10 protein-coding genes are annotated in these 12,169 nt (G+C 59.7%); all 10 read left to right on the forward strand.

Annotated features, from left to right (window positions below; all coding sequences use genetic code 11):
• Window positions 1–2 precede the first annotated feature (2 nt).
• The 10 genes from VQ071_RS20205 (at window position 3) to VQ071_RS20250 (ending at window position 12,048) form a co-directional block, all read left to right on the forward strand.
• On the forward strand, window positions 3–1,766 hold the full coding sequence (locus tag VQ071_RS20205; protein ID WP_340515994.1) for an ABC transporter ATP-binding protein: 1,764 nt from the start codon (window positions 3–5) through the stop codon (window positions 1,764–1,766).
• Between the two features lie 22 nt (window positions 1,767–1,788).
• Entirely contained in the window at window positions 1,789–2,865 is a 1,077-nt protein-coding gene (locus VQ071_RS20210; RefSeq protein WP_340515995.1) for a hypothetical protein, read from the forward strand.
• Entirely contained in the window at window positions 2,846–3,145 is a 300-nt protein-coding gene (locus VQ071_RS20215; RefSeq protein WP_340515996.1) for an acyl carrier protein, read from the forward strand. The genes VQ071_RS20210 and VQ071_RS20215 overlap by 20 nt, the downstream gene beginning before the upstream one ends.
• The gene (locus VQ071_RS20220) at window positions 3,145–4,476 is read left to right on the forward strand and encodes a class I adenylate-forming enzyme family protein (RefSeq protein ID WP_340515997.1); all 1,332 of its coding nucleotides are present in this window, start codon (window positions 3,145–3,147) and stop codon (window positions 4,474–4,476) included. The genes VQ071_RS20215 and VQ071_RS20220 overlap by 1 nt, the downstream gene beginning before the upstream one ends.
• Window positions 4,477–4,532: 56 nt before the next feature.
• Window positions 4,533–5,369, forward strand: a complete 837-nt coding sequence (locus VQ071_RS20225) for a sugar phosphate isomerase/epimerase family protein (RefSeq protein WP_340515998.1) — start codon at window positions 4,533–4,535, stop codon at window positions 5,367–5,369.
• 24 nt (window positions 5,370–5,393) lie between these two features.
• On the forward strand, window positions 5,394–6,533 hold the full coding sequence (locus tag VQ071_RS20230) for an amino acid--ACP ligase (protein WP_340515999.1): 1,140 nt from the start codon (window positions 5,394–5,396) through the stop codon (window positions 6,531–6,533).
• A gap of 198 nt (window positions 6,534–6,731) precedes the next feature.
• Window positions 6,732–7,661: an ABC transporter permease gene (locus VQ071_RS20235; RefSeq protein ID WP_340516001.1), complete on the forward strand. Its 930-nt coding sequence runs from the start codon at window positions 6,732–6,734 to the stop codon at window positions 7,659–7,661.
• 14 nt (window positions 7,662–7,675) lie between these two features.
• Window positions 7,676–8,557 carry a carbohydrate ABC transporter permease gene (locus VQ071_RS20240; RefSeq protein WP_340516002.1) on the forward strand — a complete coding sequence of 294 codons (882 nt, stop codon included), beginning with the start codon at window positions 7,676–7,678 and terminating at the stop codon, window positions 8,555–8,557.
• Window positions 8,558–8,634: 77 nt separating this feature from the next.
• Complete coding sequence (locus tag VQ071_RS20245) at window positions 8,635–10,344, forward strand: extracellular solute-binding protein (RefSeq protein WP_340516003.1); 1,710 nt, start codon at window positions 8,635–8,637, stop codon at window positions 10,342–10,344.
• 81 nt (window positions 10,345–10,425) lie between these two features.
• Window positions 10,426–12,048: a hypothetical protein gene (locus tag VQ071_RS20250; RefSeq protein ID WP_340516004.1), complete on the forward strand. Its 1,623-nt coding sequence runs from the start codon at window positions 10,426–10,428 to the stop codon at window positions 12,046–12,048.
• The last annotated feature ends 121 nt before the right edge of the window (window positions 12,049–12,169 follow it).

A 12,169-nucleotide genomic window follows, 5' to 3' on the forward strand; every position in this document is an offset into this window, starting at 1 on the left:
GTATGCGAAGCTTCCGCATGTATATGCGATTGATCCGCCACATCAATCCCAGATGGCGAATCACCGCTCTCGCACTGCTGCTGACCGTCCTCTGTCTCGCGCTCAATTTATGCCAGCCATTTCTGATCTCGCGCTTCATCGATCAAGTGCTGATCGGCAGACATATGCAGCTTGCCGTGCCGATTTTATGCGCCTCCCTGGGATTCGCGGCAGTGTCGGCAGTGTTGACCGTTGTCGGCTTCAGCCTGTTCCGCTATTTGGAGGCCCGCCACACGCTTGATATGCGAAGCACGGTCCTGCGTCATATCCGGCGCATCCCGTTGCAGGAGATCGAGAAAAACGGCGCGGGCAAATACATGGCGCTGATGGGAATGGATACGTCGGCGACAGCGAAGTTCATCAATGTGATTGCGGTCGACCTGCTCTCTCTCTGGCTTCAGATGCTGATCGCGCTCATCGTCCTTTTCACTATCGATTGGCGTCTGGGTCTGCTCGCCCTGACCGCGATCCCGGTCGTCATGAGCATCCCGCGTCTGTACCGGCGGCGGATTCGTACTGCGGTATCGGATCTGCGCGCCCACAATGAAGACATCGGAGCGTATCTGTACGAGAGCATCCAGGGCTCCAGAGAGATTCGCGCATACGGTCTTGAAGGCTGGGAAGAGGAACGCAATGAGGTTGTGTACAAGGATCTGGTCAAGAGCAGCGTCCGCGAAGGACTGTTCCGCCAGTTGTCCGGCCAGACCGGGTCGCTGGCCGTTGCCGCCGCCGTAGTTCTGATCTACGGCTTCGGCAGCGGGCAGGTTGTGGCGGGCGTCTTCACCGTCGGCCTGCTCGTCGCCTCCGTCCAATATATTCAAGCGGTGCTCAATCCTATCCAGGGCATGAATTATCTGATCAGCGATCTGATCGGCAGCGAAGTGGCGATGGGACGCATCGAGGCGTTGCTGCGCAGTCCGGTCGAGGATCTGTCCGACCTGCCCAGTTCGGGGGAGATGCCCTCAGCCGCCGCCGTACATCAGCCTTATGTGTCCGGACAGGATCTGACGGTATGCTGCGAAGGTACGACGATTTTGCGAGGAATACGGTTTAACATCTGCAAGGGGCAGGTCGCCGCTATTGTCGGCCGCAGCGGCTCGGGCAAGTCGACGCTGTTCAAGGCGATTCAGGGCTTTGTACCGGTGACGTCCGGCGCGCTGACGATCGGCGGCCTGCCGATCGCCGCCTGGTCGCGAAGCTCGCTCTCGAAGACGATGAGCTGCGTATCGCAGGACACGTTTTTGTTCAAAGGGACGTTGTTCGAAAATGTGGCGCTCGGCAAACGGGGCGCGACCGGGGACGAAGTCTACAGAGCGCTGTGCGAGGTCGGTCTCCAGGCGTTCGTGGATTCGCTGTCTGACGGTATTCATACCCCGATCGATAACCAGGGCTCCCGGCTTTCGGGCGGACAGCGGCAGCGGATTGCGATTGCAAGGGCCATCATCAAGGAGCCCGAAATATTGATTCTGGACGAGCCGACTTCTTCGCTGGACCGGGCCACGGAGGAACAGGTGCTGGCCACGATCGACCGCGTGATGCGCGGCAAGACGACGCTCATATCCACACATCGGCTTGAAAGCATCCGGGCTGCCAATGTCATCTTCGTGATGGAGCAAGGAGTCATAGTGGACAGCGGCACCCATGACGAGTTGATGAAGCGCTGCGGCGTCTATGTCCAGCTCGTCAAGAGCCGGGAGCTGCAGGAGATGGAGGAGCAGACGGGATGACCACAGGAGGAGGGAGACACGGATGCTGCGCAAGATTGAACAGTTGAACCCCGAGCATCATGTCCAGTTGGCCTATATGGAATGCTTGACTTCATGTATTCTGACTTATCTGAAAAGCACGGGCCGCGAGTACGACAAGCTGCTTCTCGATTACTGGAACATCGGCTACGAGCACCGTACCCTGCTGTCCAGCAAAAGCGCCGAGCATCTTTTGCTCCAATACCTTTACGGGATTCATCTGCGTCATGAGCAGGGATCCGAGGAAGGGCTCCAGGCTGCAGTGCAAGCCGGCCGCTCCGCCGTTTGTCTGTGCATGGCCTCCAAGCTGCCTTATTTCCCGCGAGACTATCTGAACATGGAGTCCAGCGGATTCTGGCATGCGATTCTGGTACAGGGCTGGGATGCGGACAAAGGCGTGTATCTGGTGGCCGACCCTGTAGTCCGCAAGGTGGCGGAGCTTCGACCTCAAGAGATCGCCTACGCATGCGCCCTTCGAACGGATCGCGCAGAGATGCAGTTCTTCGACATCTTCGAGCCGGAATTGCCGCATGCCGAGCCGGGTCTTGGAGACGTGTTGCTCCACTGCGCCACGCGCAATGCGGCCGCCTATCGTTCGCCGGGCGAACGGCTGGTTCAACAGAGCGGCGAAGCGACGGGACGGAACAAGAGGGAGGCGGTCCGGCTGTGGTTCCTGATGCGGAACAGCGGGGTCAAGGCATGGGAGAGGTTTGAGTCGGATGTGAATGAGTCGCTGGCGTGGACGGCTGTCATGCGGGCGAGGTGGATCAAACAAAACACGGTGACGGTTTTTTCGATCAAGCAGCTTCGCTACCGCATATGGGCGCTCTATCAGGAACTCGCAGCAATGGACGAGCCGCTTGCGGGGAGAGGTCAGACCTTGTTCGACCAGGTGTCGGCGGCCTGGAACGCCTTCAACATGGCATTGGTGCGCTATGGCAATACCCGCGACCAGGCTGCGGGAATGGTTGCGTCCGTCGTCCGGCAAGCCGGCGTCGTGCGGGATGCGGAAGTTCGATTTTTGTCATGGCTGCACACGGCCGTCACCGCAGGAGGCCGGGATGCAGAATCGATTGTCTGAGCGGCTGAAGCAATTGATCGTCCGGAACGAACGGGTGAAGCGGGACCCGGATGCGATTGGCCCGGATACCGACCTGATCAACGATCTGGCGCTGGATTCGATGGATATCGTCAACCTGCTTGCCGATCTGGAGGAGGAGTTCGAGATCCGGATCGACGTGGAAGAGACCGGATTGTCCATATTCGAGGCATTCCGAAACCTTGAAGATTTTGTGAGCCGGCAGATCGGCGCAGGGCTTCCAGCGAAGTCCGCAGCCGAAGGCGGAGGAGGCGAGGGTTAATGGACTGGCTGCTGCGGACGATGTCAGGTTATGCGGACCGGCCTGCCATGGTGGTCGGCGAATCCGTCTATACGTATGCGAGCATGCTTGACAACTGCCGGGAATGGGCCGACACGATTCGGGAGCACGGCATCCGACCGGGCGAAGTCGTCTCGCTTGAAGGCGATTACTCGCCGTCCGTATGTGGGGCGATTATGGCCCTGCTGGCGAACCGCAACATTATCGTGCCGCTGTCGGACAACGTCCAGCATCGGCACGACGAGCTGATGGACATTGCCCAGGCGGATCGTTCATTCGTATTCGGGGCAACCGGCCCGGAGATTCGGACCTATGCCAGGTCGGGACATTCCGGCCTGCTTGCCGAGTTTATTCGGGAGGACAAGCCCGGTCTTATTCTTTTCACCTCGGGGACGACAGGCGTTCCCAAAGCGATACTTCACGATTTTACCCGCTTTGTCGAGCGGTATAAAACGCCCAGAGATACGATGCGCACACTCACCTTTCTGCTGTTCGATCATATCGGCGGCCTCAATACGATGTTCCACACGCTTGCCAACGGCGGCACGATCGTCGCGCCGACGAGCAGGACGGCCGCGGCGATCTGTGCGCTGATCGAGAAGCACCGTATCGAGCTGCTCCCGACATCGCCGAGCTTCCTTAATCTGCTGCTGCTGTCCGGAGCGTACGGCAAGTACGATCTGTCATCGCTGCGGATCATTACCTACGGCACCGAGGTCATGCCCGATTCCATCCTGCAGGCCGCATACCGGACGTTCCCCGGCATACAGCTGAGGCAGACGTACGGGCTGTCGGAGCTGGGCATCCTTCGCGCCAAGTCGCGCGCCTCCGGATCGCCCTGGCTCAAGCTCGGCGGCGAGGGCGTGGAGACGCGGATTGTCGACGGCATGCTGCATATCCGGTCGGACACAGGCATGCGCGGCTACTTGAACGCGCCAAGCCCGTTCGACGAGCAGGGCTGGTTCAACACCCTGGATGAAGTGCTGACGGACGGCGACTATATTCGTATCCTCGGACGCAGATCCGATGTCATCAACGTAGGCGGCCGCAAGGTGTTCCCCGTCGAGGTGGAGGATGTGCTGCTTCAGATGCCGGAGATCGCGGACGCGGCGGTCAGGGGCGAACCGAATCCCCTGTTGGGGCGGGTCGTTGCGGCTGTCGTCAATTTGCACGAACCGCTCGATCCGAAGACGCTCAAGGCGCGCATTCGCAGCTTTTGCACGGGCAAGCTGGAAAATTATCAGATTCCGGTAAAGATCGAGATTCGTCAGGAGCATCTGTTCACCGAACGCTATAAAAAAATGCGGAAATAATTTCGGAAGCCGCGCTCGCGTGCGCGCTGCCGAACCGAAAGTTAGGGAGTGCCACGATGAATATGTATTTATGCTCCATCTCATTCCGCCATGAGCTTGTATCGTTCGGGGAACTGATCGACTATGCGGCTGCAGCCGGGTTCGACGGGATCGAGCTGTGGGGCGTTCACGGCAGAGCATTGCTTCGGAGCCGTCCGCAGGAGCTTCCCCGCATGCTCGATGACATGAACGCGAGGGGACTTGGCATCTCTATGGTCAGCGATTATGCCGATCTGCTCGCGCCGGACGACCGGCTTCCCGAGCTGCTCCAGAGATGGGAGGAGCTGCTGGATATGGCGCAGGCGTTCCGCACCCGCCATATTCGCTTGTTCGCAGGGAGCCGCCCGAGCGTCGCAGCCGATGAGCGGGACTGGAGCCGATGTGCGGAGCGGCTGAGGGAGCTTGCCCGGATTGCGGCGGAGCAAGGCGTATCCATCGTCATCGAGACTCATCCGGATACGCTCGCCGATACGCTTCAATCGACGCTCCGCCTGCTGCGGGATACCAACCACAGCCATGTTCGCATCAATCTGGACTTTTTGCACTTATGGGAGTCGGGCACCGCTCCGCTCGAAGCCTACCGTGCGCTGTCGGAGTGGACCGTCAATTTTCATGTGAAAAATGTGGCGAGTCCCGATCATGTGGAATTGTTTGCGCCGGTGAACGTCTTCTCGCCGTCGGGCAGGCGAACGGGCATGACCGGCCTGTCCAGCGGGGCCATCGATTATTCGGCCGTCTTCGATCGCCTGTGCAGGGATGGCGTTCAGCATCCGGTTGCGATTGAATGGTTCGGCGAGCAGCCTTACCAGCATCTGAGGTCGGAGCTTCAGTGGGCGGCTGCCTGGAATTCATAACGCTTATGTCAAGGAGAGTGGGTCATGATAAAGTCGTATGCTACCTCGGGTATGCTGAACGCCCGGCAAGCGCAGTCTCTGTTGTCCAAGCTGATCTACAGCGTCGAAGGCATCGCCGACTGCCGGCTGGACGAGGACACGCAGGACATACTGGTCGACATACTGCCCGGCACCCCGGAAGGGCCGATCGACGAGACGGTCGAGCGCTTGATCGACAAGGAACGGCATGTCCGTCTGATGGGCTCGCGCATGTACCGGCAGAGCGAGCGCATCGCCGGGCAGGAGGGCCGTCCGGAAGAGATTCACAAGCTGTTTGCGGAGAACGGTTCGGTGAAGCGGGGGCTTGCCGTTACATTGACCCGTCAGATCGACGATCTGCTGATCGGATGGGCGCAGCGTCATGGCGCGGAGCTGCGCAGCTACCCCGCGATGATCCCGGTCGCGACGCTGCAGAAGTGCCGTTATATTCCGACCTTTCCACAGAACATTCATTTTGTGTCCGAATTTCCCCATCGGCTGCAGGAGCTGGAGAAGGTGCGCGAATCGGAAGATTTGAACGCGCTTGCGCGTCTTAGCCCGTATGCCCTGGCGCCGGCCGTCTGCTTCCATTGTTACGCGGAGCTGTCGGACAGCCGTCTGCACGAGCCGCTCGTGCTCACGGCGCGCGGCACCTGCTGCCGTCACGAAGCAGCCTGGCGGCTCGGCAATCATCGGCTGAATGAATTCAGCATGCGGGAGGTCGTCCTGTTCGGCGACGCCGCTTTTATCGAGGACGAGCGGAAGCGCTTCATGGAGGAAGCCTGGGATCTGTTCGAAGCTCTCGGTCTCGCGGGCAGGATGGAGACGGCAAGCGACCCCTTTTACTTTTCGGAGGAGAGCGGCAAGGGGCAGCAGCAGATGATGGGCAACATGAAATACGAATTGATCGTAAACGCCGGCGCGGACGCAGGATCGTTCTCCATCGCATCCTTCAACGACATGGACACATCCTTGTGCAAGCCGTTCGGCGTGCTGGACGGAGGAGCGAACCCGATGCACTCGGGCTGCATGGCCTTCGGCATCGACCGGTGGGTGTATGCGCTGCTCGCTTATTACGGTACAGACTACGGCAAGTGGCCGCCCGGCGTCCGGAATACGCTGGAGCGGTCTCGTACATTTCAATAGCAGCAGACGCCGATGCCGGCCAATGCGACGGGGTAATTACTTCGTCAAGTTGGCCGTTTTTTTTGTGCTGTCCGTCTATCAGGCCAAAAGAACCCTCCCTTCTCAGCAACGCGCCATGTAACGGCGTTCATGCCTCCGGCCCTACAATAAAGGTACAGACAAACCAATCCGCTTGCGGAGGAAAGAGAGGGAAGCAGCATGAAAGCGGCCAACCGGCATCAGGGCGCCAGAGATCTTTTACGCAACAAATATTTGTATCTGCTGGCCGTTCCGGCCGTTCTGTTCAGCATCGTATTTTCCTATTTGCCGCTCGTCGGCATGGCGGTCGCCTTTCAGGATTTCAACCCGATCAAAGGCATCTTCGATAGCCCATGGGTCGGCTTCGACAACTTCCGGTTTTTCTTTCGGGGCCACGACTGGATCGTCATTACGGCACATACCGTCATGTTCAACCTGATGTTCATCGTGACGGGGACGATCGTGTCGCTCGCGCTGGCGATCATGCTGACCGAGCTGGGCAAGAGCGCCGCGGTGCGCACGATGCAGTCGGTCATGATTCTGCCCAACTTCATCTCATGGCCGATCATCGGACTGTTCTCGGTTACGTTTTTCAGCGCCGACACGGGCGTCGTGAACCAGCTGCTGAGTGCGCTGGACATGCAGCCGATCAACTTTTATACGGATGCGGGCGTATGGCCGCCGATCTTCGTCGTATTGAACTTGTGGAAGACGGCCGGCTTCGGCGCGATCGTGTACATGGCCGCCATCGTCGGCATCGACACCGAGCTGTACGAGGCAGCCAGAATTGACGGCGCATCGCGGTTCCAATCGATCTTCCGCATTACGCTTCCTTTACTGAAGGGCATCATCTCGATGCTGTTCCTGCTCAGCCTCGGCAACATTTTCGGCGGCAACCTCGACATGATCTACTCGCTCATCGGAGACAATTCGTTCCTGTTCCCGACGACCGATACGATCGACACCTACGTTTTCCGCTCGCTTCGCACTTTCGGTTCGCTCGGCATGACGCAGGCGATCGCGCTGTACCAGTCGGTTGTCGGATTCATCATCGTCATCGCCGCCAACAAATTCGCATCCAAGCTCGACAAAGACTCGGCATTATTTTAAGGAGAGAACGCAACATGCAAAACTCGGTCCGCGACAAATGGATGACCGTGCTGTTCTATGTCGCCGTCGCTGTATTTTCCGTCGCCTGCCTGTATCCGTTCCTGCTGGTGCTGGCCAGCTCCATCACGGACGAATCCACCCTCCTGCGGGACGGGTATCGGCTCCTCCCGGAGATGCTGTCCCTGGCGGCCTACAAGGCGATCTTCACGACGGCGACGATCCCCCGCGCTTATGCCGTGACCGTATTCGTCACCGTCGCGGGCACGCTGCTCAGCCTGATCGTGACCAGCATGGCGGCCTACGCGCTGTCCGGCCGCAGGCTGTACTTCGCGCCTCACCTCTCGATGTTCTTTTACTTCACGATGCTGTTCAGCGGCGGGATCGTGTCGAGCTACATTTTGACGACCAAGTACCTGCACCTGCAGAACACCCTCTGGGTTTACATTTTGCCCGCGCTGCTGTCGCCGTGGAATCTGTTCCTGATGCGCAATTTTTTCAACGACATCCCCAAGGAATTGTTCGAGTCGGCCAAGCTGGAGGGCGCGGGAGAGAGCCGCATTCTCGCCTCGATCGTACTGCCGCTGTCGCTGCCGGCGCTGGCGACGATCGGTTTGTTCTATGCGCTCGGCTACTGGTCGGCCTGGACGCCGGCGATGCTGTACGTGGACAATCCGAACCTGTATTCGCTGCAATACATCATCATGCAGATCATCCGCAACGTGGACATGGCGCAGAACATCGCGGTATCGGGCACCCGCTCGGTGTCGGCGGTCGCGCCGGCCTACACCGTCCGTCTGGCGACGGCGATCGTCACCGTAGGGCCGATCATCTTCCTGTATCCGTTCCTGCAGCGGTACTTCGTCGGGGGACTGAAGGTCGGCGCCATCAAAGGCTGATTGCGAGCGCATCGGTCATGACCGGCGCTTGCTTCGCCGGATGACATATAGATATCACACAACCAGGAGGGTTATCGATGAACGACAAAAGAAGGAAAATGATGACTGCGGTAACGGTAACGGCAAGTGTCGCACTGCTCGCTACGGCTTGCAGCGGGAAAAACGCAGCCGAATCGCCTGCGGCGGGCACCGCCTCGCAGACGACGACGGCGTCTGCGACGGCAAGCGCGAGTGCGCAGCCGCCCAAGGCGGCGACGCTGAACATCATGCTGTGGGGCGACAAGCCCAATCAGTTCGACCAAATTGTAAGCGAATTCGAGCGGCAGACGAAGGATACGCTGAACGTCAAGCTGAACGTCACCTTCACGCCCCAGGCCGACTACGTCAACAAGCTGAAGCTCAAGCTGGCGGCGGGCGAGCATGTGGACATCGCGTTCGATGCGCCGTGGATGAATATGAATACGTTCATCTCGCAGGACATCTATACGAATCTGGACCCGTACTTCAACAACGACCAGTATCCGGGCCTCAAGACGGCGTTCGGAGAGAAGATTCTGACCAACAACAAGTTCACGGGAGCCGACGGACAACTGCACACGTACGGCGTGCCGCTCGGCCAGTATCTCGGCGATCTCGGCGTCGTCTACTACCGCAAGGATCTGGCGGACAAATACGGCATGTCCGGCATCAACAGCATCGAAGAGCTGCAAACCTACTACGACAATGTGCTGAAAAATGATAAAAACGTGATCCCGCTCTCCATCAAAAACGACGGAACTTACGGCGCGAACGGCGTCATCGAGAGCAACAAGGAGATGCCGAACTTGCCGGAGCTCGGCGTGTGGCCGCTGCTGCTCGGCCCGAACATCACGGCGCAGCTATATATCAAGGACAACAAGGTGACGGACGTTACCATGACGGGCGACAAGCTGTCCGGCATCGCGAACTTCCCGGCGCCGCTGAACGTAAAAGACTACACGACGTTCGAGACGGTGCGCGAGTGGCACGACAAGGGCTACATCGAGAAGGAGCCGATCATCCGCAAGGACGCCCGCGGCACGTTCACGTCGGGCAAGGCGGCATCGATGATCGAAGGCTTGTCCAACTTCTCCACGCTTAACACCGAATTGAAGGCAGTCGTGCCGAATGCGCAGTTGGGCGTGTTCCTGTTCCAGGAAAATGTCCGCAACAAAATGGAGCACAATCCGCAGCTCCTCAGCAACTTCCGCTACTGGAACTTCCTCTGCGTTCCCAAAACGTCGGAAAATGCCGACCGCGCGATCGCGTTTATCAACTGGATTTTTGAAAACCGCGCCAACCACGATCTGTTCGAGCTCGGTATCGAAGGCAAGAACTGGGAAGCCGTCGGCGAAGACAAATTCACCTATCCCGCAGGCATCGATCTGAACCAGAATTATAACTTCGCTGGGTATCTGCTGACGAACAACCCGAACTACATCCGTCTTCCTGCGGAAGTGCCGGACGAGCTGGTCCAATACTACCGTTACGAAGCTGATGAGAACGCCTACGTCAAATCGGCGCTCACCGGATTTGTGTTCAACCAGGAGCCCGTCAAAAACGAACTTGCCAACCCGGACATCGCGAACGTCTGGACGGATCAATTGAGCTATATGCTCGGCATGGTCGCCAATCCGACGGAAGGTCTCATCAAGCTGCAGCAGAAATGGGAGAAGAACGCCAGAATGCAGGCGGACATCGAAAAAATCAAAGCGGAAGTCAAAAGTCAGGCCCAGGCGTTCCTGGACGCCCAGCCCGCCGGACAATAACGCAATGTCTTTACGGACTATCCTTCGATCGCGGCGCGATCCGGAGGATAGTCCTCCTTACAAGGAGGCCAGTACGACGCGATGATTACCAAAGTAAAGCAAATGCCGGATCTGCCGAATCCCTATGCGATGCGGGACTGGAGGCGCGTCGCCCTCAAGTACGACGAGCTGGTTTTCGACGAGCGGCGGCAGGGCGATTTTTTCCCGGTGCTGTGGCGGGACCGCTCCGGCAAGAACGGCGTGGCCGAAGCGTTCGGCCTGCCTTCCTATCTGGGGATGAAGCGGGGAGGCCGGCACGAGGCGATCAATACGGTCGCGGCCGTGCTCGGAGCGACGCTGGCCGGGCAGGACAAGCGGGCGGGGGCGGCCGACTGGTTTTCCATGATCGCAGCGTACTTCAACACGGACAACGGCCAGCGCCTGTTCCTGAATCTGACGGACGTGCAGGCGGGCAGAACGTTCTGGTACGAGATCTATCCGCATGTCCTGCTCTATTCGCTCGCCTATTATTATCCGGGCGCCGGCAACCTGGACGCCATCATGCTGGAGACCGCGGATCGGTGGCTGGCGGTATGCGAGGCGCTGAGAGACAAGGACGGCCTGCCGGACTTCAACCATCTGGCATTCGACTTCGGCACGATGCAGCCGGTGGACAACGGCAGGTGGAAGGAGCCGGAGAGCGCGGCCGGCGTCGCCTGGCTGCAGCTGATGGCGTACGCCCGCTGGGGCGGCGAAGCGCGGCTCGCGGCGGCCGGCGATTGCCTGCGGTCGATGGAGCGGCGCGGCGAGAATCCGTTCTACGAGATTCTGCTGCCCTACGGGGCATATGCGGCCGCCCGCATGAATGCGCAATACGGGGGCAGCTACGACGTGCGGAAGCTCGTGAACTGGTGCTTCGACGGGGACAGCGCCTGCCGTCCCGGATGGGGCGTCGTCTCGGAGCGCTGGGGCGACTACGACTGCCACGGCCTGTGCGGCAGTCTGACCGACTGGGGCCAGCGCTGGGATGCGCTCGCGGCCAACGCCGGCGCCGACTACGATCCGGTGCGCAGCGGCTACGCATTCGCGGCCAACACATTTGCGCTGGCCGCCGGTCTCGTGCCGCTCGTGCGCTACGACAGCCGGTTCGCGCGCGATATCGGCAAGTGGCTGCTGAACGCGGCCAACGCGGCGCGGCTGTTCTATCCGACATCGCTGCCCGGCAAGCAGCAGTCCTGCTCCTTTTATGCGCCGGACGAAGACGACGTCATCGCGTACGAAGGGCTGCGCAAGTGGTGGGATTACCAGAGCCCGTACGCGACGGGCGACCCGATCCGCTACAGCTGGGGCGGCATCGATCTGGGACTGTACGGCTCCTCGCATGTCGGTTTTTTCGGCGGGATCATCTCGCTGACCGAGGTCGAAGGCGTGCTGCTGCTGGACTGCCTGCGGACGGACTATTACCGGGAGGCGGCGTTCCCGACGTACCTGATCTTCAATCCGCATCCGGTTGCCGTCTCCCTCGATCTGGCGCGAGGACGGGAGGACAGCCTCGTGTACGATGCGGCCACGCACAGGCTGCTGCCCGGCGATGCCGGCGAAGTGTCGATCGCCCCGTCGGCGGCGGTGCTGGCGGTGCTCGTGCCCGCAGGCGGCGAGCTGACGGCGGACGGCGACAGACGGCTGTGGGACGGCGTCGTGATCGATTACAACGTGCGGGCTTGAAGTTTCCGAGCGAGGACCGGCTTGCTGCCTTCAGAACATCGGCAGCGAAGCCGGAAAAATTAAATAAGACCGGCCGCCATGACAACGTTTTTGGTCACGGTGGTCGTTTTTTGCGCTTCAC

Source organism: Cohnella sp. 56 (genome assembly GCF_037963805.1).
Classification (GTDB): Bacteria; Bacillota; Bacilli; order Paenibacillales; family Paenibacillaceae; genus Cohnella.